This is a genomic window from Balneola sp., assembly GCA_003712055.1.
Taxonomy (GTDB): Bacteria; Bacteroidota; Rhodothermia; order Balneolales; family Balneolaceae; genus RHLJ01.
In genome coordinates, this window is the sequence record RHLJ01000002.1 from 34,310 (window position 1) to 57,127 (window position 22,818).

Genomic DNA, 22,818 nt, shown 5'->3' on the forward strand with positions numbered 1-22,818 from the left:
GTTTAATTGTTAATTGATGGTAAGCAAGCTGATATTAAAACCTCCTGAAGTAACTTCAAACCGTAAGGTATGTGTCCCTTCCTCAAATTCATAAGAACCTACCTGAAGCTGCTGCCACGACTGATTTCCTCCTGTATTTTGAACAGATACTTCACTGCCAATTATTTGATTATTCAATTTCAGGCGGAAGCGGCCGGTATTTCCCGGAGAAGAAACTCTGGCGACAATATCGTACGTGCCGGTTGCAGTTACATTCACTGTATACTCCATCCACTCTCCGGTATCTATCCATCCAATATTATAATCTGTGGCCAGGTCGTCACTAGATTGAATATCTACACCATCGTTTCGGTATTCCCATCCCTGATTTCCGGTACTTTGAATCTCATCTCCGCTTACTCTTTTGTACGCGTTATCGAAATAGGAAATTCCATTCATACCGATATCATAGTTTACCATTTCAATGTTACCAGGGATATTTAACTCAGTGTAGGGAACACCTTCCGTGCCAAATGATGGTGAAAACAAAGAGGCGATCACATCCGGGCGAAAGGTGTTGTTTTCAATCTTTAAACCTTCTGCCATTTCAAAGAGACCATCTCGTGCTTCTGCTTCGGTTGGCCTTGGCCCCTCATCTTTCCAGTAAGCAACTACTTTATCGTAATTATCATTAGTTGGTGAAGAAAGAGGGGAGGTAATAGTTTCGAGTTTCTTATGTGTCCACCAATTCCAGCCAATGTTCAGGCCTTCCACTAATTGCACGGTTTCATAAAACCATCCATTTGAGTTCTCACCCGTTTCGCCGAGCCAGAGTGGTACATCGTACTGCTCTCTGATATTAAGCAGGTATTGGATGGTTCCCTGATCGGTTTCATTCCAATACTTATGGAATGCATAAACCATATTATCATCAAATGGGGGATAGAGGTAATCGAAAGTGGTAGCAAAGTAATTGCCTTCAATAAACAAGATGTGGTTTTGATCGATTGCTCTAATCGCAGTAACAGCCTGGCCGTAGAATCGAGCTAAATCGCGACCATCGTAAGGAGCAGGAGTTACTGGTTCGTTTATAATATCATAGCCTATAATGATATTTTCATCTTTATATCGTCGGGCGATTTTTTCCCAAATCTCGATGGCTATTGGCCAGTAAGTTTCACTTTCAGTCCAGAACCGGGCTTCACCATCGCTATCAGCAATTGCTCCATCGCTTTGAGCTCCGGGAGCAGCATGCATATCTAAAATTACGTCCACTCGATGACGCTTACACCAAACAAGTAATTCGTCAATACGCTCAAAACCTTCATCGATAAAACCACCTGCTTCAATGTCATAAAAAAGGTTGTAGTGAAAGGGGATTCGAACATGATCAACTCCCCATGCTTTCATTTCTTCTATATCCTGTTCGGTTACATAGTTGTCACGAAATAACTGCGTCCACTCCTCTGCACCACTTTCACCTATCAAGTCAGCAACCTGGTTGAATATTTCAGTAGCTCCTTCGCCAGCGGGATGAGTAATCCTGAACATATATCCTTCAGGAAGTAACCACCCTCCAAGACCAAAACCTTTAATTACTACTGGTTCGCCCTGACGGTTCAGGATTTGTTGTCCATCTGTTTTAAAAAAACCGGTTTCATTAAACCCATTTACATCATCGTCACCAGACGATCCGGTACTGGATTTACAGCTGCTAATGCTTAGTATTATTAGTACTAAAAAGAATGAATAGTGTAGTGCTCTCATAACAAATAAATTTCCTTCAAAATAACAAAGAAGGGATTAAATACCATCAAACGGCTTATTCTGAGGAATCGTTTTTGGAAGATTTTTCGGTAGAAGTTGAAGAGTTTTTTTCGGATGAGTCAGAAGCTTTTTCAGTGGTTGTTTTTTCTGAGGCTTCTTTTTTTCCTCCATTTTTATAATCAGTCACATACCATCCTTCGCCCTTGTAAACCACACCGCCTCCACCTGATACAACACGCCGAACTTTTTGCCCTGTTGTGGGGCAAGTGGTTAAAGGATCGTCACTCATTTTTTGAATGATGTCAAAAGTAGTACCGTCTTCTCGTTTGTACTCGTAAGTGGGCATGCTGATTTGCTGGTTTGAATAGTCAAAGTTTGCTAAATCTAACTAAAGGTTAGAATCGAGTACAACTTTTACTAAGGTTGAAGTTTTTTTATCACCCAGTTTTGACTATCCATCGTAAACAAGGTTCGATCATGAAATCTGGATTCACTAAATTCAAGGAACTCAATTTTAAGGGGATTAATTTTAAAACCACCCCAATGTTCCGGTACTGGAACTTCAGTGCCTTTTAGCTCTTCTCTTTTAGAATTGAATTGTTCAATAAGTTGATTAGTATCCGAAACAGGAGAACTTTGCTCCGATACAACACTAACTACTTTGGAGTCAAAATTTCGCTCTTCAAAAAAGCGTCCCGCTATATCAGCTTCCAATGGTTCAACGTCTCCTTGTATTCGGACCTGCCGTTCAGTTTCAGTCCACCAAAATGTAAGAGAGGCTTTTGGTATAGCTTTCAGTTCTAGCCCTTTTGAAGAATTAGTAGGTCCGGTTATAATGAAATTACCCTCATAAACAGCTTTTAGAGATACAAAGCGAGCATTTGGGTATCCATCCAATCCTATTGTTGAAAGGCAGCAAGCCGATGGGATTTGTACCGAGCTTTTGAAGAGTTCCTCTTTATACCACTCCTCAAATTTTGAAATAGGGTTCATTACTTAAGAGTAGCCAATCCTTGTTTAAATCTTTTCATTGCTTCCTCAAGTTCTTCCATAGAGGCAGCATAGCTCATTCTGAGTCCATTTGGTTCGCCGAATGCATCTCCGGGTACACAAGCCAATCCATACTCATCTAGCAGGTACATACATAACTCGGTTGAAGTAGAAATTTGTTCTCCACCAGGTGTAGCTGTGCCTAGGTATGCTGAGATATCCGGGAATACATAAAAGGCACCACCAGGAGTGAAGCAACTTACACCATCAATAGCATTTAAAGAACTTACCATAAAATCCCTGCGCTTTTTGAATTCATTCCGCATTGCAAACACTTCAGATAGGTCATTGGTATATGCAGCAAGTCCTGCTGCCTGAGAAATAGAAGATGGAGCGGAAGTTTCCTGGCTTTGAATTTTGGATACTGCTTTTACTATATCAGTATGTGCAGCTAAATAGCCAAGCCTCCATCCTGTCATTGCAAAACCTTTAGAGAATCCATTCACTACGATTACCCGATCCTTCAAATCCGGGGCAACATTCAGAATGCTTACATGCTCACCTTCAAATACGATGTATTCATAAATCTCGTCAGAGAGAACCTGAACGTCAGGGTATTTTCTTAATACAGCTGCCAAGCCTTCTAAATCCTCTTTGCTATAACAGGAGCCTGTAGGGTTTGAGGGCGAGCAAAGAATTAGTAACCGGGTTTTATCAGTTATTGCTTGCTCTAATTGCGTTGGAGTAAGTCTGAAATCGTTCTCAAAAGAGGTACGAACAGTTATTGCAGTACCTTCTGCCAGCCGAACCATTTCGGGGTATGAAACCCAGTAAGGAGCAGGTATTATTACTTCATCTCCTTTGTTTATGGTTGCAAGTATTGCAAATCCTACTGATTGCTTGGCCCCGTTAGAGCAGATTATTTGAGAAGGATCATAATCAAACTCATTATCTCGTTTAAGTTTAGCAGAAATTGCCTCCCTAAGCTCAGGAGTACCGGGATTCATGGTATAACCATGCTGGCCTTCATTAATAGCTTTTATAGCTGCTTCGCAAATGTAAGCAGGGGTTTTAAAATCCGGTTCACCAGCGCTAAGAGATACAATTGATTTTCCTTCTCTGCGGAGTTCTTTAGCTCGTCCTGTTACTTTTAGAGTAGCTGACGGCTGAACATTTTGTGCTCTTTGTGAGATCATTTAATGAAGACTTGTATTGAAATGAATGAGAGGAGGAAAATAGATAAAAAGGAAATAAGTGAATAGGAGCTTATTTATTTCCGAATTTATTTTTAAGTGCTTCGGACACATTTTCGGGGACAAACGATGATAGATCTCCACCCCAGTAAGCAACCTCTTTCACAAGGGAAGCGGAGATGAAAGTGAAATGCTCATCCGGCATTAAAAAAACAGTATCAACTGTGGGAGCGAGGCGCTTGTTCGTGAGCGCCATTCTAAATTCATATTCGAAATCCGAAATCTGTCGCACACCTCTGATCAGAGTATTTGCATTCAATTTTTGAGCATGGTTTACAAGGAGTCCGGTAAACTTGCCTACTTCAATATTTTGTGCCCATTCCTTATCAGCCAGGCACTCGTGTATTAATGCCAATCGTTCGTCTCCAGAAAAGACAGCATTTTTTTCCTTATTTACTGCTACAGTAACAATGACCTTGTCAAAAAGGTTAGTTGCACGCTCCAGGATATCGAGGTGACCAAAAGTAATTGGATCGAATGAGCCAGGGTATAACGCGATGTGTTTCATAGCTGATTTTTTTCTGAATCTACCGGATGCTTTTCAAAAATACTAACGGTAGTACGTCCATAGGCCTTACTAAAAAAACAATGTGGGTGATCTTTATAATTATGGTACTTGTCGTGTTCCAGAATAAACCAGCCTTCCTCACCTAGCCAGCTATTATCAAGAATCTGATTAATCATTTCATCCATCCAGGGATAGTTGTAGGGAGGATCGCAAAAGATGAAATCGTAAGGAATAGGATTCCCATTTAAAAACCGTTGTACATCTGATATTGTAGTTCTTACCTGAGCTTCTATACCAAATTCGAGAGCAGTCTTCTCTATGAGCTGGATATTTCTTGCTTCAATATCTACATAACTAACACTTTTCGCTCCTCTTGAAATAGCTTCAAAGCCAAGGCTCCCTGAACCTCCAAATAAATCCAGAACTACCGAACCATCAATGTATTTATAAGCTTCAATCTTATTAAAGATACTTTCTCTTGTTCGGTCAGTAGTAGGTCTTACGTCCATTCCTTTCGGAATTTCGAATCGCCTCCCTTTAAGTTTACCTGTTATGATCCTCATAAGTAATAAGTAAGGTTTCAATTTCTGTCATTTTGACCAGAGGGAGAAATCTAAAATTCCTTTTGCATCTTCAAAACCTTTAGATTTTTCAATCGCTTCGCTTCTTCGAAATGACAACACATTTTTAAAAGTCTAGAGAGAGTAATATGGCTGGAAACGCTGCAGCAAGGTCAAAACCATAAGTTTCTTCTTCTGCAACAACTCCGATTTCGTTGAGCGTATTCAGGTTAATTATTACTGAACTCTTATCCCAAAGACCGTGTAGAGTTTGTTCTACTTCATAGGTTTCATGGCCGAAAAGATAGATGTTCTCATGTAACCCTTTCATCCAGTTATTATGAAGAGTATGCTGAAGCCAGTGATAAGCTAAGTCAGCAATTTGATCAAATTTTATAAATGTCGAAGCTCTGAATTTTCCCAGAAGGTAAGAAGTGATTGAGATCACATCCTTATGGCATCCAATCATTAAGAAAGAGCCACCAGGTTTATTAAATGATGACCACTTGGTAGCTAGCTCAAAATCACTGGCGAACTCAGTGGTTCCAACTTTCTCGGTAAGTTGATCAAACCCTTGCATCACATTTCTGCGCCGGATACTTAAAAACTTGTATTCCGGTTTACTAACTGCATGCCAGGTGGGTTCAATATCTTTGCGATCAATTCCTTTCATAATGATGGCAAGATGATCTTCTCGCTCATCGGCATTATCATACACTACTTTTGGAAGAGAAGTCCAGCATTCGTAGCCTGGATACGTTGCCGAACGAACAGATTGCAGGTTATAATCTACACGCAGTTTTTCGAATGTGGCTTTAATATGCGGGAATTGTTCGGAATGCTGATTACTTATCGCATCAGCCACATCAAAATTGAAATCAAAACAACCTATACGCGATAGGTGTTTATCATTAGTCGGATCATTTATGGCATAAAAAAGCCGATCGGAAAAAAAACAAACACCTAAATTTGCAGATGCTTCATCCATTAATTCCAGTTAGGAGCGTTTCGCATCGTTGTTCTGGAAAGGCTGCCTATTAAATCGTCAGAATCAGGATCCTCTAACAAATAAAGAGGCGGGCGCAGGGTATCGTTTAAAGTATATGAAAAACGTTCACCAGAGCGCGGTGCCAGAATGATTGATTCCGGAGAATATGTTAATGGGGGAATTTGTTGGAACAGTGTATCTCCCATCGCTACCATTAAAGAATCGGTTTGTAAATAAGTAACAATACTATCTAAACCGCCATCAGTGGGAGGGAAGTGACCGAATTTAGCTTCGTACTGAACAAGAGCATCCTTAAGGGAAAGCATACGAGCTCGAACTCGTTCAGTCTCAGCCTGGCGTTCTTCAACAATCTTGTATGGAGTTACTATAGAATCATATAACCACCATGATAGAGCAAGTATAACAACCCCAAGTACTACACTTAAAATTTTGTTTCGAGTATCAATATTCATCTGAAAAGAAAGATAATTAGTTAGTGTATTCTGTGAAAAACGAATGAAGAAAATACACGCACCCCTTTATAGATGCAACCTAGATGAATAAACCAAAAAATAACACAACAATAATTTAACTTATACACATTCTTTACGCCCGAATAATAAAATCTAAAAAACTGTTGGATTGAATAAGCAGATTTTAAGACTGGCTGTACCAAACGTCATCAGCAATCTGTCTGTCCCTCTTTTGGGGGTTATCGATACCGCAGTAGTTGGCCATTTAGAACACATTTACTATTTGGGAGCTATCGCAGTTGGTAGTATCATATTTGATTTTATTTTTTGGGGCTTTGGATTTCTTAGAATGGGGACCACTGGTTTGGTAGCTCAGGCATTTGGTGCTGGTGACGAACGGGAAACTCGTATTTTGTTAATAAGGGTGTTGTCAGTCGCGGCTATAGCCAGTGTATTAATCCTCTTATTACAATATCCCCTAATAGAAATTTCGCTTTTAATAGTGAATGCAAGTCCGGAAGTAGAAGCTTATACCCGCTTGTATTACCACATCAGGATTTTTGCAGCGCCTGCTACGCTAGCCTTATTCAGTATCAATGGCTGGTTCCTGGGTATGCAAAACTCAACGTATCCAATGATAATCACCATAGTGCTTAACATCTGCAATATTGGGCTAAACCTGTTGTTCGTATTCCAGTTTGGGATGAATGTGGATGGGGTGGCATGGGGAAGTTTAGTTGCCAGTTATATAGGATTATTACTGGCCATTCTACTGTACAAGAAAAAATATTCAACCCTTAGTTTGAGCGTGAACATTTTAGAAATATTTAAAACGAATGAACTGTATAAGTTCTTCTCAGTTAACAGGGATATTTTTATCCGGACTTTATGTCTCATTTTCTCTTATGCGTTCTTCACAGCTAAGTCCGCAGAGTCAGGTGATATTGTCCTGGCAGCCAATACTATCCTCCTTCAGTTATGGTATATTAGTGCTTATGGAATAGATGGATTCGCTTTTGCAGCGGAAAGTCTGGTTGGAAGATTTACAGGGGCAGGGGATACTAAAAAACTAAATCAGTCTATTAAATACAGTATCCTTTGGGGGCTTGGAATAGGAATTGCTTCTACATTGGTTTATGCACTTTTTGGAAAAGGTATTATTACCCTGTTTACGGACAAATCAGAGGTGATTCAAGCCGCAACGATTGTATTAACATGGACAATTATAGCTCCATTAATCAATAGTATCTGTTTCATATGGGATGGAGTTTATATTGGAGCTACCGAAACAGTTATTATGCGTAATTCAATGTTGATTGCAACAATACTTTGTTTCCTTCCGGCATATTATATAGCTGAGCCACTTATAGGAGGGCATGCACTTTGGTTTGCTATGACTTTTTTCATGTTAGTGAGAGGAGTTACGCTTACTGCTTGGGCTCCTAAACGAATTTTCTTACCATCTATAACAAATCCATATCTGAAGCAATGAAATTTATCTTATTACTCAGACATGCAAAATCGAGTTGGAGTGACCCGAGCCTGGATGATTTTGATCGACCTCTAGCAGGAAGGGGAATTAAGGATGCACCACGAATGGGGAAATACTTAAAAAAATCTGGTTATAAACCAGATTATATAGTCTCTTCTCCGGCTGCAAGGGCAGTACAAACAACCCGGCTATGTACCGAAGCAATGAAGCTTGATGAAAGTATTATTCGATGGGATGAAGATCTCTACTTCGAATCCGTATTAAATTACATTGAAGCCGTTCAGAGTGCACCAGAAAATGCAGATACTATGATGGTTGTTGGTCATAATCCGTTAATGGAAGCTACAGCAACTGCTTTAAGTGGGGGGCGTGATACTACTGCATTTCGAATTCCAACGGCAGGTCTTGTTTGCCTTGAAAGTTATGCGGTTCGCTGGCAGGATATTAAACCTGGGACATGCCAGGTGAAATGGATGATGATCCCAAAAGTATTAAGAGAAATTATTGACTAGAAACTAAGTCAACACCAAGCTCAAGCTCAGATGAGAGAGACGAATTCTGCACAGTTTCAGATAATTTTTGGATGATGTAGGAGCTTTTTAACGTTGGTAAATAAGAAGCTTCCTGTGAATAAATATAATGGCCAATTACTGATTCCGAAATTTCTTCTGTAACCAGGCCAATAACCTTTCCTTCAGAATCTAAAATAGCTGCCCCTGGAGCTTTACCAGAAAAATCGTTTGTGGAATAAAATAGATTCTTATTTCTACTCCTTTTGTTTCCATTAAAGCTTCCAACATTATAAGATAATGTAGTATTTGCATCTGGCTTTAATGTTCCTCCGCTTCTTTCCATTTGAGCTTTGATAAATATCTGTTGAGCAGGAAACAGGTAGGCATAATGCCGGATGAAATTTTGCTGAGCAGTTTCATTAGAGAATGTGATCTCTTCCAAAAGCATGTACAATGGATCAGAAACAAACTGATAATTCCTTATTAAAGAGGATGCTTTTTCGATATTAAATAGAAAGGAAGATGAAAGCACATTATCAACATATTCATCAATTAACGTGGACAACTGATCTGATTCCGCATCATTGAAAAGATCGAAGATTATAAGTGGTTGCTGATCTTCTGGGAGATTCTTCATTTGAACCAAGAACTTTTTAAGCATTTCTAGTTCAGCATTTACATCAATTTGGTCAAGTACCTGCTGGTGATTCTGAAGTACAGCAGATTCGGTAATTCTTGAATTTTCAGTTCTGGTCAAAAACTGTTGATACCCTATTATGAGATTATCTAGTAAACTAAAATTGCTGAAATACCTGGTTATGTATAACAAATCACCTGTTTGTTGAGCAATATCATAAGCCTGGTTTATATAAGTAAAAACTGCTTGATAAGAAGTAGGCAGGCTCGTGTCAGCATTAACCCAATCCATGTAAGCTTGATCCTGGGTATTAATAATTTGAAGTAAATCATTTTCCTCAATCTGTGACTGAGCCTGGTTATAAAATTTCAGATTCTGAGCCACAGAATATCGGTTTGCTACAGAAGCAAGGGATCTGTTGGTATTAAGTTCGGAGAGTGAATCCTCTTTTTCTAAATAGATTTCAAGAGAAGAAACGATGTATGGGTTTACATTTCGATTATAGAACTGGATTGCTCGTGCTGTTTCCAGACGATAAGTGGCATTAGGGAATCCAAGAGCTGTTAAAGATTCAGTAGACTCAGGTGATTTCTCTGATAGCTCGAAGTGATAAGTAGGTTGATAAGGAACATTATCATTTCGATAGCCAATTAAAGAACCATCTTGGGCAGAATATGCACGAAGCAATGCGAACTCATTTTCTATTGTCGAAATAAGATGTTCACTATCAGAAGCAATTGAAGCATTAATTGAAATAGGGGGTACATGTACAAGTCGGACATCTCTGATAATTGTGTAAACGGTCATAATTTGACGGTTCCCAGAAAAGGAATCTTTAATTTCTACAAGGATATCTGTCCTGTTTCCTCTTTTCTCATTAATTAACCGCGTTTTTTCATCCCTTATAGATGCATAAATTTCAGTATTGGAACTTAATTCGGTTATGTTTTTTTGGATTTGATCTGTTACATCAATTTGCTCTATCTCAATCAGTAGGGCTATACCTTCCATTGGTATTTCGGTTGATTTCGAATCAGCAGTAAAACCTTCTTCAAAAAGAGCTTCATTCTCCGTACTGCTTTTTGTAGATAGGTACTCTAGAGCAGTAGAATAATTCGTTAAGAAAAGCCCCTCTTCCGAAATAAAGAATCCATTATTAGTGTGCGAGTTTCCTTTATATACTTTTGCTAAGGCTGTATAAGATCCTTGATCATGAGGAAACTCATTTTGATAGATAGGGATAATCCCCTCATTATAAGTTTCTGGAACTCTGCTACAGTTAGCTAAAAAGAGGCAAATTGATGCTATGAGGATTAATAATCGCATAGAAAGATGTTACTCAAAAGTAGTGTGGGATTCACTATATTTAAAATATTCTAAGTTAAGCACTAAATCACACTGTTAATAAATATGAATTACACGCAAAATTTTTTCTACCTCTGTAAAACACCACTAAGTGCAGAAGGACCGTCGGATGTTGAAATTATTACTAAGGCAGAGAAGAATGAGGATTTTCCTCGTGTTTTTAAAGAGTTTGAAAAACTTAGATCTCATGCATTCAATAAAGATAATATTTATAGTGTAGTTAGGGCTGACGATATTTTTGAGCTTATAAGAACGTCGAGCGACAAACTTGCTAAAGAAGAGGCCTATGAAAAAGCACAACCAGAGATTATTACTAATCTCCAACACAGGGTTATGCAAGGCAAAGATGCTAATGCGAAAGCTATACTCAAAGAGGTTTATGATATAGAGGCCTAGTAGGTAAGTCATAAATTTAGCTCAATTCTCGAATGAGATTAATTTAATAAACCGCCTTAAAGGGCGGTTTTTTTATGACATTATCTTATAATTGGAAAACAATGTTAATTAACTAATTAAGGAGATATGGAAGAATTTGATTTCGATATGGAAAACATACTCGGTCTGGTTACAGAGTATGGGATAGCATTGATTAAGTCGATAGTAGTTCTCGTCATTGGTTTATGGATAGTAAATATGATCACCAAATTGGTGAAGAGAATATTGTCCAAAAGCAAAGTTGACGAATCGCTCAGTTCTTTTTTAAGTAGCTTGGTTTCGATCTTGCTGAAAGTAATGGTTTACATTACAGCAATTGGCTTGCTTGGTGTACCAATGACTTCTTTTGTTGCGATTCTTGGTGCTGCCGGTTTAGCGGTAGGTTTGGCACTATCTGGGACGCTTCAGAATTTTGCAGGGGGAGTAATGATTCTTCTGTTTAAACCTTTCAAAGTGGGCGACTTTATAGATGCCCAAGGGTACACCGGAGCAGTAAATGCTATACAAATATTTGTGACTGTTCTTACTACCCCTGATAATAAAACTATTATTATTCCAAACGGCCCATTGGCTACTGGGTCATTGACAAATTTTTCTACTCAAGAGACAAGAAGAGTAGATTGGACATTTGGTATTGGATATGGTGATGATGTAGACAAAGCATACGAAGTCTTAAAGCGCCTTATCTCTCAGGATGAACGCATTCAGTCAGATCCCGAACCATTTATGGCGGTTTCTGAACTGGCTGATAGTTCTGTAAACATCGTTGTTCGGGTTTGGGTAAATGCAGAAGATTATTGGGGAGTTTACTTCAAAATGAATGAGGAAGTTTATAAAACCTTTGATAAAGAAGGACTTAACATTCCTTTCCCACAAACCGATGTACATTTGCATAAGGTTGACTAATTCTTAAATAAAAAAGCCGGTTCAAAACCGGCTTTTTTATTTTTAGGAAATAGCGCAATTGTTGCTTAAGCAGTAATAGTTATGTTATCTTGAATTCTTTCAAAAAAAGTAGTCGTACGTAGCAAATTAAGAACAATTGGAAAGGAAGGTAGTCGTGACTAACCTGGAGCAAGAAAACCCGGAAAAAGAAAATTTAAAAGAGGATGCGGTTGATCCTACCGCCGAAAACGAGCAAATATCGGAAGAGCCTGTTGAGAGTTCTGATACAATAGCTGAAGAAGATTCTGAAGATAGTACAGAAGAGAAGCAGGTAGAAGCGGAGACAAATACCGAAGAACAGGTTGCGACTAGAACAGAAGATTCCAGTGAAGAGGTACTTGAAAATCAATCCAAAGAAGAAGCTACTTCTGAAATAGAAAGTTCAGAAGAAAATGAATCAGAAACTCCAGTAGAAGAAGGTGCATCTGAATTTTATACTGACATTCTAAAAAAAGCAGAAGAATTCATAAGTCAGGATGACTGGGCATTTGTTTCAAATGAGTTGGCAAATCTTGCACTTCATATTGAAGAAGGGCCTGATCCAAATATGGACGATGCCAAAGAAGCCGTAAAGAAGTTCACTTCTCTACGCGAAGAATTCGAAACCAGAAAAAAAGCTCACTATGAGGAGCTCAATAAAAAGAAGGCAGAAAATCTTGAGAAGAAAAAAGCCCTTATAAAGGAGTTTTCTGACATCATCAATGGAGAGAAGTGGACGGCTACCAAAGAGGTAGGGCAGATTAGAAATAAATGGGAGTCTATAAAAGTTCTCCCTCAAGGAGAAGTTGAAGCACTAAATGAACGCTTTGATTCGCTTTTGGAAGAATTTGAAAGCCACAAAGTAGACCGCTTGGTTAAAAAGCTTCAAAAAGAGGAAGAGAATCTGACATTGAAGCTTGTGATACTTGAAAAGATGGATGCACTCAATGCAAAAATTGATGATAGTGCTGACTTCGATTCTTTAAATAAGGAGTTTCATGATTTGCTTCTCCAATGGAGGAAAGTAGGTCGAGTGCCAGTTGAAAAAAACCAGCATATCTGGGATCATTTTAATGAGGCTCAGGACGCCTTTAGTCAACTAAGATTAAAGCACGATAGCGAGTATCGAAAAGCAGTAGAAAAGTCTTTAGAGAAAAAGCAGAAGCTCATAAAAGAAGCAGAAGCTTTAATCGATGAGAAAGACCTGGCCATTGCTGCACGAAAAGTAAACAAGCTCCATAACCAATGGAAGAAAACCGGCAATCTCCCCCAGAAAGAGGAGAATGAGCTTTGGGATAAATTCAAACATGCTACCGATGCTTTTAATGAGAAGAAATCAGATAACATTGAGGTTTTAAGAGGTCAGGAACAAGAGAACCTTGACAAGAAACTTAGTCTGATTGAAAAAGCAATATCGATTCAGGATATGGAAAGTTTTGAAGAAGGCCATCAAGCTATGCAGCAATTAATGGATCAGTGGAAGGCTATAGGTCCTGTGCCGCGCAAAAAATCATCCAAGATCTGGAAACAGTTTAAAAGTGCTATGGATGGTTTTTATGATAAAAGAAGAGAGTACTTCAAAGACGTGAGGAAAGATCAAAAGGAAAACTTAACTCTAAAGAACGAGCTACTAGCTAAGCTCAAAGAGTTGTCGGAAAGTGATGATGCAGCCTTAGCTGTAGAAGAAGCGAAGAAAATTCAGGTCGAGTTTAAAAAAGTGGGGCATGTTCCACTGAAATTCAAAAATAAAATCTGGAAACAATATCGGGAGGTTTGTGATATCATTTATGAGCGATACCGATCATCGGGCGCAGATTTAGGAATGGAGCGAAAACTGGCATCACAAGGAATTGATCCCGCAAACAGAAAAGAGATTATTAAGTATCAGAAACAATTGGATCCTCTTTTAAAAGAAATTTCCAGACTTGAAGCCGAACTTATTCAATATCAGGAGGCTACTACTTATTTCAAGCCGTCTAATAAAAGCAATAAGTTATTGGATGACCTTCACCTGAAGATCAATAAGACCGAAACTGAAATATCTGAAAAGAAAACACAGGCAAGTCAGTTGAGGACGAAAATAGGTGCGCTAAAGTCTTCTGGTACTGAGGAATAACAGACCTAAGGTTTTAAGTGTGCTTTTTTTTTTCAATCTTAATGCAAATAGGTGAGCTATTTAATAGGCTAAGTAAAAACTTCTACAGAGCGTAATTAACTGTGATTTTTTGAGCGCAAGTATAAACATAAAGTTTTGGGGTGTGCGAGGGTCGACCCCGTGTGCTAACGCCGAGAATATGAAATATGGTGGTAATACTACCTGTCTTCAAATTGAAGCTGATAGTATACCTGATCTTTTGATTGTTGATTGCGGAACTGGTTTGAGAAATCTCGGTAATAAATTAACCGAAAGTGGTAATGGCAGTAAAGGCAGGATATTCATCACACATCCACATTGGGATCACCTGCAAGGCTTTCCTTTTTTTAAACCTTTCTATGAACTAGATAATTGGTTCAGGGTTTACTTACCTCCACAAGATGAAGTTGGCTGTAAAGAAATTTTACAGGGTCATATGTCCAATACTTTTTTCCCTGTCACTATCGATATGTTAGAGGCAGATATGGATTGCGAAACTTTTTATCCTGGAAAGCTAGAGTTTGAGGGTTATTCAGTTGATTACATCTGGGCTAAGCATACAGTAAGTGCAGCAATGTTTAAGTTTGAAATTGGGGGTAAGGTCATTGTATTTGCTCCTGATAATGAATTGCCAATCGATACTTCTTCAGAGTCACTTTCTTTTATAGAGACGTTTAAAGAATTTGTGAAAGGGGTGGATGTACTAATACATGACGCACAATTTAATTTAGAGCAGCATAAGGAAAGAAAAGGGTGGGGGCATTCCTGTTGGGAAAATGTGCTTGAGATAACAAAAGGATTGGATATCGGTAAGTTAATTCTAACTCATCACGACCCTGATAGTACTGATGACTATTTATCTGAGCTTGAGGACAAATTAAAGAAAGAGTACAAATCAAATTATCAGGAAATCAGTCTCGCAAAAGAAGGTCAAATAATACAATTACCCTTATAGGTTATTTCACTCATTTGTGACACTTCTTGTTTTAAGTACCAATATTTTTGGGTTCAAATTTTCTCATAGATAATACAAGTGGAAAGGAAGCTTATTCTTTTTGTTAAGAACCCTGAATTCGGAAAAGTAAAAACCAGACTAGCCAAGACTATTGGAAAAGAAAAAGCTCTTGATGTCTACCAATCACTAATTCGGTATACCAAAAAAATTGCGGAACCCTTATCTGTAGAAAAAGAAGTTTGGTATTCCAACTTTATCGAGAATAAGGATATATGGGATGAGGCAGGATTTCAAAAAAGATTACAAAGAGGAAATGACCTGGGAAACAGGATGAGTTTTGCGTTAAGTCAAAGTGTTACCAATGGCGGCTCAAAAAGGGTGGTTATAATTGGGAGTGATTGCGCTGAACTTGATACTGATACGATTGAAAGTGCTTTCGATCTGCTAGAAAAGTACTCACTCGTAGTCGGTCCTGCGAAAGATGGAGGTTATTATCTGATTGGCATGAATCAATTTTATCCTGAATTATTTGAAGAGATCGAATGGAGTACTGAAAACGTGTTGGAGCAAACGTTGTCAAAAGCAAAGACTGCCGAAATCAGTTACTTTTTGTTAAAAGAATTGAACGATGTAGATACAAAAGAAGATTGGGTGTTAGTGAAAGATAAATTATAGGTATTAGATTTATGCTCAGTATTATTATCCCTGCGTATAACGAAGAAGAATCGCTGCCCCAATTACTAAGCTACCTAACGAGTTGTTGTAAGAAAACCGGGGTAAAATTTGAAATACTTGTAGTAGATGGAGGGAGTACTGATCAAACGAATAAAAAGGCGTTAAAAGAAGGAGCGTTAGTAATTTTTAGCTCAAAACGAGGGAGAGCCAAACAAATGAATCTTGGCTCAAAACAGGCCAAGGGAGAAATTCTATATTTTTTACACGCTGATTCCTATCCGCCGGAAACCTTTGCTCAGGATATTACAAAAGCAACAAAAGAGGGTTCGGCAGCGGGGTGTTTTCGTTTAGCTTTTGATGATCAGAATCCATTATTGGCTTTTTATGCCTGGTTCACCCGTTTTGATATCAACATCTTTCGGTTTGGCGATCAGAGTCTTTTTGTAGAAAAAAAAGCTTTTGAAGAAGCAGGAGGATTTGATGAGCAACTTGTAGTGATGGAAGATCAGGAGATTGTGTCTCGCCTTAAATCGAAATATAAATTCAGTATTCTCCCAAAAAATGTAAAAACTTCAGCTCGAAAGTATCGGCAAGTTGGAGTTATTAAGCTTCAACTGATTTTTACTGCAATCTTAACTGGTTATTACTTAGGCCTTTCGCAGGATAAATTAGTGAACTTTTATAAGCGTATGGTTGAATAGAGAGTAATGTTATGGAAGTGTAAATATTGAGTTGGGAACTAGGCGGTTTTTTTGCAAGTTGCCTATCTTAGTGAAAATTAATGTTTGATATTTGAAGTACATCCTGACTCTTATAACGACGCTTTTGTTAGCAACGTCGTTATCTGCACAAGCATCTTTTGAAAGGGCAGAAGCTAATATAGGTACGCTGAGCTTGTCTCTTACCAATTATGGTACAATTGGTAAGCCGGACGTTAGAAATAACCCTGAAGGTGGGGCAAGTATGCGTTTCCCAAATGATACCGGAACAGAGCACCTCTTTGAGGCAGGGATATGGATAGGCGCAGATTATAATAACTCGGGGATTCGGGTATCTACTGCTTCGGTAACAACTAGTGGTGGATACTCCAGAGGTGCTGCAGGGTTTGAGTTTACTGGGGATCTCCCCTTATCTCGTAGAAGTACAAATCCTAATGATGAATTTTTCTCTCCGTTCTCAGTAGGTGAGCAGGATATCATTGCACAATTCACTGATCAGAGAAGAACCATTAATGGGACTCCTATTAATGGGCACGATACGCCACTTTATGCTGATGTTGTACTTGAAAGTTATAACTGGGCATTTCCTTTTACTGAGAACTTCAGCATCCTACGTTATGATATAACCAACAATAGTGGTCTGTACGCCTCTGCTGTACCCTGGGATAGCGTATTTGTGGGTATGTACGCCGATTTAGTGGTTAGAAATGTAAATACTGCTACTGAAACGGGCGGGGCTTTCTTCAACAAGAATGGGATTGGTTATATCGATTCACTTTATACCGCATATGCTTTTGATGCTGGTTCGCCAGACAACCCTTCAATCAATACATATGGTGCCATGTCGATTATAGGAGCTGAGTACAGGGGAGATTATTACCATCCATCAAATCGAGAATACCTACAGTCGGAAGGGAAAAGAGTGCCTTTTGTCGATCCTAGTTATTGGTTATTCAGTGCTGGTACCGGGATTTATGATAGCCCAAATGATGACCTCCAAAGATACGAAAGGATGTCTACCGTCTTTCCTATGGATTCAACAATTGGTGGGACAACTGTAAGAGAGCAATTAAGAACCGATGGGCAAACCGCAAATGGTAACTATATCTCCTTCATGTCTATTGGACCATTTCCTGAAGTGTTACCTGGTGAAACTATTACTGTTTACTTTGTTTTTTCTGCAGCCTTAAAACCGGATGAGTTCCAGGGGCAGGCATTTAAGAAGACTGACAACGAAGAATCCAGAGCAGAATTGGTACAAACTATTAATTCGGCAAACAGGGTGTTTCAGGGAGAGGATAAAAATAACAATGGGATTTTGGATCCAGGAGAAGATACTGATGGAAATGGGGCGCTTACTCGTTATCTATTTCCTACCCCACCTGATAACCCAAAAGTTAGGGTAGAACTTGAAGCGGGTAAGGTTACGCTTTATTGGGACAAGACTTCAGAGCGCTCAGTCGATAGGGTTTCCGGAGAAGTAGACTTTGAAGGATATAAAATTTATAGCTCAGATTTGGGGGAAGACATTAATCCAAATGCCCGCCCGATCAGAGAGTTTGATATTCCTGGAAATGAGAATGGCTTTAATACAGGTTTTGATGAAATTCTTTTAGAAGAGCCTATTAATTTCAATGATGGAGATACTACCACCTATTATTATGCCTATGAAATAGACGGGCTTTTGAGTGGTTGGCAATATGAACTATCTGTTACCGCATTTGACAGGGGAAGTGAAGTATTTGAAGTAGAAAGTCTTGAAAGCAGTCCAAATGTAAATGCTGTGCGAGTCTTTCCGGGAACTCCTGTAAATACAAATTTCGGGAGAGATGGAGTTGAATACGAAGTAGGTGTGTATCCGAATCCATACCGGGTTAATGCGGCCTGGGACGGTACATTAGAAGGGGAAAGAAAACTATACTTCTACAATTTACCAGCCAAAGCAGAGGTAAGAATTTATACCGTAGCTGGTGATATTATTTCAGAATTTACTCACGATTCAGAAACCTACACAGGTGATATTGGCTGGTTTTCCAGTTTTAGTGATGATCCAAGGGTATTAGCTGGAGGAGAGCACGCCTGGGACATACAGTCAAATGCGAATCAAATCTTAACCACGGGTTTATACCTGTATACCGTGAAAGATGTAGCATCAGGAGAGATACAAACAGGTAAAATAGTAATCATTAAATAAACTACTAAACTATGAAAAGACTGATACAAAGTATCTTAATTTTAACCGTCCTTTTGGTTCCTGCGTTAGCACAGGCTCAGCAGGATATTACAATCAGCGAGTTAAATACTTATGATGATTTGACCGAGTTCTCTGTAGCAGGAATTGAAGGTCACCCTCTTGCAGGTGTTGATGTTCGATTTACTGCTGTTGTTGTTTCTTATCCAAAAAGTAGTGGACTTTCAAATCCACAGGATAACGACAGTGATGGAGAAATTGATGGTATTAGCCGAATTCACATTTTCATAACCGATACCTCTGCAACTGCAATGGGTCGTGCTGGAATGTCAATTCAAATTGTAGAAACTAACTATACATCGGTTGACTTTTTGACTAGAGGTGATGTGGTAACACTCACTGGTTCTCTAGGTTATTTTAACGGTACAGCTCAATTTGATGTTGAGACTGTAGATTTGTTAGGTAGCGTAAATTCAGAGTTTCCTCAACATGCTGATCTTCTGGACCCATGGGAAATCAGCGTAGCTGATATTAATAACTTTGAAAATAGTGCGCTTTCCATGGACATAGCAGCTTATCAGGTATATAACGGTTCCTATGTTAAGTTCTCAAGCGCTACTGTAAGTAACGTTACTGTAGGCGATAGAAATAGTGGAGGTCGTTCTGATTGGGCATTAAACGAAGGTGGTTCAAGAATCTACATTTATGACACATCACTTCGCTTGAGAAATGATCACGCTATTGGTAGCGAGGGATATTTAATTGACTACAATGCACGAAGATTAGATAGCCTTGATGGAGAATTTGTTCCTCCTGTAGCTGGTGCTAATGTAGATGTTAGTGGATTCATTACTTACAACGGCGACGATCCGGATGGATTAGTTCCTAGTGGTAATGGTGCCCTTGGTGTTAACCCTTTCGAAGATGGAGTAGTTTGGTTAAATAACTCCCGATTCGTGGATGGTGATGACCTTGGTGGTGGTACTATTTTCAGCTGGCCTAATGACATTATCTTAAACGGTCTTCCTCCGGTGTTCTCAAATGTATTCCTATCTGATTCTACCGTTACTTCTGAAGATGCAGTTACAGTTACTGCTACTATTGTAGGAGTAGACGATAAAACGGTTACAGGAGTAGAATTAATTTATACCGCAGGCGGAGAAACAGATACACTTGCTATGACTACTAGTGGTAGCGATGTATACACAGCTACTCTACCAACTTTTGATGGTGGTACTGCTGTAAACTTTGTTATTGAAGCTACTGATAGCGATGGGCTTGTTGGTGTTTCCCCACTTTCCGGAACATACTCATTCTTTGTTGAAGGCGATGCTGTTACTTCAATCGCTGCCATTCAGGAAACTGCAGATGGCCTTGCAGGAGATAGCCCGCTAGCAGGAGTAGGAACAGTATCTGCAGAAATCACAGCAACTGTTACAACAAGTGCAATTGAGGATGGATACATTACTATTCAGGATCGTGCGGCTGCCTGGTCTGGAGTATTTGTTGAAGAAGAAAACGGAATGGAAGGTCTTGAAGCCGGAGATGTGGTTTCTATCACTTCTATGTCTGTATCTGAATCATTTGGTGTAACTACAGTTACAGTAGAAGAGTTTACTACTCTTTCTCCAAACACCATGATGGATACTTTAGCTATTACGGGCCTTCTTACTCAGGATGTACTTGCTAACTTTGAAGCTTACGAAGGTGTGCTTATTACCTTTGATGATGTAAAAGTTACAACTAACCAGGCTGACGGTGGTGCTGACTTTGGCGAGTGGGAATTTGGATCTCGACAAGGTGGCGGAGCTGCTGATACTCTTGAAGCCGGAGATGGACTACGATTTGATGATCGTTCTTCAAGATTCAGCTCAACTATAAATGAGAATATCAAAACCGGTGCTGTTCTAGAATCATTAACTGGTACACTTTACTTCTCATTCGGAAACCCAAAAATGGTTGGTGGAAACCCTGATTGGTTTGTAAGTGATGATTTCACATTCCCATTCAGAACATTTGCACTTGAAGCTCCATCTGATGGCGCTACTGTAGTTGTGGATAGTGATATCGCTCCTGTATGGGAACCTACTTCTGACTTTGACGGAAACGATGTGAGTTACGAGTGGGTACTTTACTCTGCTGATACTACTACTGTACTTGCAGCACTTCCTTCTGACAACAATGGTGCTGATACCACAGTCACGCTTCCATTTGCTACCGTTGATGGATTATTAGCAAGCCTTGGAGTAGAAGTTGGACAAACTGCAGATGTAGTTTGGAATGTGCGAGTAACAGACGGTACTGTTGACACTGTTGAAGTTTCAACGTTCAGCAACGGTGAATTCACTCCTGTTTATTATGCGTTAACTCTTGAGCGTGCTCTTCAAACTTCTAACGAAGATGAATTCGGTACTCCAAAAGAGTTTAGCCTCGAACAAAACTATCCTAACCCATTCAACCCAAGCACAAATATCAACTTCAGCTTACCACAATCAGCAAAAGTAAGCCTAGTAGTATATGATATGCTTGGAAGAAAAATTGCCACACTTATTGATGGAGAGCAGCTAAATGCGGCTAACCATTCTGTAAGATTTGATGCCTCTGCGTTAGCAAGTGGTATGTATATTTATCGAATCGAAGCAGGTTCGTTTGTAAGCACCAGAAAAATGATGCTTATTAAATAATTCAACACAATCACCAGCTGTTGTAAAAGCAGCTGGTGATTCATTTTTTACTTTTGAAAAATTACACCTACATATTTCTCTTATTCATCCTGAGTTTGACTTTCAACTCATGCGAAGATTCTATCTCAGGTGATTTTAATGAGAACCAGGCTCCTTCAACTTTTTTGACCATTGAACAAATAAACCGCGAAGGTGACTTCAGGCTTTCCAGCCAAATTGAAATAACTTGGTGGGGAGTTGATAGCGACGGTTTTATTACTGGCTATGAATACGCGATTAATGATACATCAGAAAATAGTTGGACATTCACCACTCGAACTGACAGCACTTTCATACTTCCGATAACTGAAGGATTAGCTGAAGATGATGTATTATTCAAAGTTAGAGCCATTGATAATGATAATGAGAGAGACCCCGTTGGAGCACGATTAGTTTTTCCAATTGTTAATACTTCACCTCGGGTTTCACTGAATTTGACAGAAACACCACCGGATAGCTTGTTTTCGATAGCAAGTTTTGGCTGGTCAGTTAGTGATTTAGACGGTTTAGGAAATATATCAAGAACAGAAATTGCAGTTAATGACACAACAAGTGGGTGGGTAGACGTTCCTTTCTCACAAGCAGACGATGGACGTTTGTTTATATCTCTCGAATTTGACAACAGAACACCCGGTACAAAAGAAGCCGATTTATATATAGGAAGGAGCTACTCAAGAGGAGTGGATGAAAATAATGTACCTATTACTGTTCCTAATATAGAAATTGATACTGAAAACACGTTTTATGTTCGAGCTATTGATGCTGCAGGAGCCAGAAGTAATGTGGAGTCAATCTCCTGGTATGTAAAGCCTCAGAATTCAAATGTATTGTTTATTAATGATGATGGGTCTTCTAATTCACTTACCAAGCAAGCAGCACATTTGGTATTTCTTGATGAGATTGGTATTACTCCTGACCTATGGCTTATAAATACGGGTGAGGTTACACAAGATAAAATTGCATTATCGGATCAATTTCCCACTGTAGTTGATCCTACGTTAAAAAATACCTTGGCAAAATGGGATCATATATACTGGATCTCTGAAGATATTGACAGAAATATCACATACGCATTAGATATTACTTCCGAATTTTTTGCAGAAGGAGGAAGCATGTTTGTAAACATTCCGATGAAAGGTATAAGCCAACGTGATGAGATATTTAATTTCCTTCCGGTAGATTCTATCGGCTATTTTGATGAAGGTAGTATACAAACTGGTTTTGTGATCAATACAAATTCTGATATAGTTCCCGAAGATGGGGTCTCAGATGTTGTGGCCAGAACTCAAAGTAGGCAAGTGGGCGTATTTCCAATAAAGCCTATTGCCGGAAGTACTCCACTTTACACGACTGATTTCCGAACAACTACTCTTATTGGTACTACTCTTGATTACACACGATTTGAAAACATCGCTGTAGAGAATCAGGAAGGAAATCTGATTTACTTAAGTATGGATTTAACATTGATAAATCAGAATGGAAATGTACCGGAATTACTCCAGGATTTGTTAATCGGCAGGCTGAACTTTAATCAATGA

At 39.0% G+C, this 22,818-nt stretch carries 20 protein-coding genes; 11 read left to right on the forward strand and 9 right to left on the reverse strand.

What is annotated here, in order from left to right:
* Nucleotides 1–9: 9 nt before the first annotated feature.
* The 8 genes from ED557_05115 to ED557_05150 all read right to left on the reverse strand — a co-directional run bounded on the left by ED557_05115 (nt 10) and on the right by ED557_05150 (nt 6,518).
* Nucleotides 10–1,746, reverse strand: coding sequence for a carbohydrate-binding protein (locus ED557_05115; protein RNC84371.1), 1,737 nt, complete (start codon nt 1,744–1,746; stop codon nt 10–12).
* 55 nt (nt 1,747–1,801) lie between these two features.
* Nucleotides 1,802–2,092, reverse strand: a complete 291-nt coding sequence (locus ED557_05120) for a zinc ribbon domain-containing protein (GenBank protein ID RNC84372.1) — start codon at nt 2,090–2,092, stop codon at nt 1,802–1,804.
* A gap of 71 nt (nt 2,093–2,163) precedes the next feature.
* Nucleotides 2,164–2,739 carry a pyridoxamine 5'-phosphate oxidase gene (gene pdxH, locus ED557_05125; GenBank protein RNC84373.1) on the reverse strand — a complete coding sequence of 192 codons (576 nt, stop codon included), beginning with the start codon at nt 2,737–2,739 and terminating at the stop codon, nt 2,164–2,166.
* Nucleotides 2,739–3,932 carry a pyridoxal phosphate-dependent aminotransferase gene (locus tag ED557_05130; protein ID RNC84374.1) on the reverse strand — a complete coding sequence of 398 codons (1,194 nt, stop codon included), beginning with the start codon at nt 3,930–3,932 and terminating at the stop codon, nt 2,739–2,741. Before ED557_05130 ends, pdxH begins: the two co-directional genes overlap by 1 nt.
* 70 nt (nt 3,933–4,002) lie before the next feature.
* Nucleotides 4,003–4,497, reverse strand: a complete 495-nt coding sequence (locus tag ED557_05135; GenBank protein ID RNC84375.1) for a pantetheine-phosphate adenylyltransferase — start codon at nt 4,495–4,497, stop codon at nt 4,003–4,005.
* A complete protein-coding gene (gene rsmD / locus ED557_05140; protein RNC84376.1) occupies nt 4,494–5,060 on the reverse strand; it encodes a 16S rRNA (guanine(966)-N(2))-methyltransferase RsmD in 567 nt (188 codons plus the stop codon). Before rsmD ends, ED557_05135 begins: the two co-directional genes overlap by 4 nt.
* Nucleotides 5,061–5,184: 124 nt before the next feature.
* Entirely contained in the window at nt 5,185–6,045 is an 861-nt protein-coding gene (locus ED557_05145) for a hypothetical protein (protein RNC84377.1), read from the reverse strand.
* Nucleotides 6,045–6,518 (reverse strand): hypothetical protein, encoded by a 474-nt coding sequence (locus ED557_05150; protein ID RNC84378.1) that lies wholly within the window; start codon nt 6,516–6,518, stop codon nt 6,045–6,047. The genes ED557_05145 and ED557_05150 overlap by 1 nt, the downstream gene beginning before the upstream one ends.
* A gap of 169 nt (nt 6,519–6,687) precedes the next feature.
* Here ED557_05150 and ED557_05155 point away from each other — a divergent pair, with 169 nt between their 5' ends.
* Both ED557_05155 and ED557_05160 read left to right on the forward strand, forming a co-directional pair.
* On the forward strand, nt 6,688–8,010 hold the full coding sequence (locus tag ED557_05155) for an MATE family efflux transporter (GenBank protein RNC84379.1): 1,323 nt from the start codon (nt 6,688–6,690) through the stop codon (nt 8,008–8,010).
* Nucleotides 8,007–8,522, forward strand: a complete 516-nt coding sequence (locus ED557_05160) for a histidine phosphatase family protein (GenBank protein RNC84380.1) — start codon at nt 8,007–8,009, stop codon at nt 8,520–8,522. Before ED557_05155 ends, ED557_05160 begins: the two co-directional genes overlap by 4 nt.
* On the opposite strand, the gene ED557_05165 is transcribed toward ED557_05160, so the two are convergent.
* Nucleotides 8,512–10,485 (reverse strand): hypothetical protein, encoded by a 1,974-nt coding sequence (locus ED557_05165; protein RNC84381.1) that lies wholly within the window; start codon nt 10,483–10,485, stop codon nt 8,512–8,514. The two genes, ED557_05160 and ED557_05165, sit on opposite strands and share 11 nt — an antisense overlap.
* Before the next feature lie 84 nt (nt 10,486–10,569).
* Here ED557_05165 and ED557_05170 point away from each other — a divergent pair, with 84 nt between their 5' ends.
* From ED557_05170 to ED557_05210, 9 genes are all read left to right on the forward strand, one after another.
* On the forward strand, nt 10,570–10,920 hold the full coding sequence (locus tag ED557_05170) for a hypothetical protein (protein ID RNC84382.1): 351 nt from the start codon (nt 10,570–10,572) through the stop codon (nt 10,918–10,920).
* A 126-nt stretch (nt 10,921–11,046) separates the two neighbouring features.
* The gene (locus tag ED557_05175) at nt 11,047–11,865 is read left to right on the forward strand and encodes a mechanosensitive ion channel family protein (GenBank protein ID RNC84383.1); all 819 of its coding nucleotides are present in this window, start codon (nt 11,047–11,049) and stop codon (nt 11,863–11,865) included.
* Between the two features lie 163 nt (nt 11,866–12,028).
* Nucleotides 12,029–13,999 (forward strand): DUF349 domain-containing protein, encoded by a 1,971-nt coding sequence (locus ED557_05180; protein RNC84788.1) that lies wholly within the window; start codon nt 12,029–12,031, stop codon nt 13,997–13,999.
* A gap of 178 nt (nt 14,000–14,177) precedes the next feature.
* Complete coding sequence (locus ED557_05185) at nt 14,178–14,972, forward strand: MBL fold metallo-hydrolase (GenBank protein ID RNC84789.1); 795 nt, start codon at nt 14,178–14,180, stop codon at nt 14,970–14,972.
* A 78-nt stretch (nt 14,973–15,050) separates the two neighbouring features.
* Entirely contained in the window at nt 15,051–15,647 is a 597-nt protein-coding gene (locus ED557_05190; GenBank protein ID RNC84384.1) for a glycosyltransferase, read from the forward strand.
* Nucleotides 15,648–15,658: 11 nt separating this feature from the next.
* Nucleotides 15,659–16,348: a glycosyltransferase gene (locus ED557_05195; GenBank protein ID RNC84385.1), complete on the forward strand. Its 690-nt coding sequence runs from the start codon at nt 15,659–15,661 to the stop codon at nt 16,346–16,348.
* A 91-nt stretch (nt 16,349–16,439) separates the two neighbouring features.
* Complete coding sequence (locus ED557_05200) at nt 16,440–18,560, forward strand: hypothetical protein (protein ID RNC84386.1); 2,121 nt, start codon at nt 16,440–16,442, stop codon at nt 18,558–18,560.
* A gap of 1,952 nt (nt 18,561–20,512) precedes the next feature.
* Nucleotides 20,513–21,241: a T9SS C-terminal target domain-containing protein gene (locus ED557_05205; protein ID RNC84790.1), complete on the forward strand. Its 729-nt coding sequence runs from the start codon at nt 20,513–20,515 to the stop codon at nt 21,239–21,241.
* Between the two features lie 95 nt (nt 21,242–21,336).
* Nucleotides 21,337–22,818: a hypothetical protein gene (locus tag ED557_05210; protein ID RNC84387.1), complete on the forward strand. Its 1,482-nt coding sequence runs from the start codon at nt 21,337–21,339 to the stop codon at nt 22,816–22,818.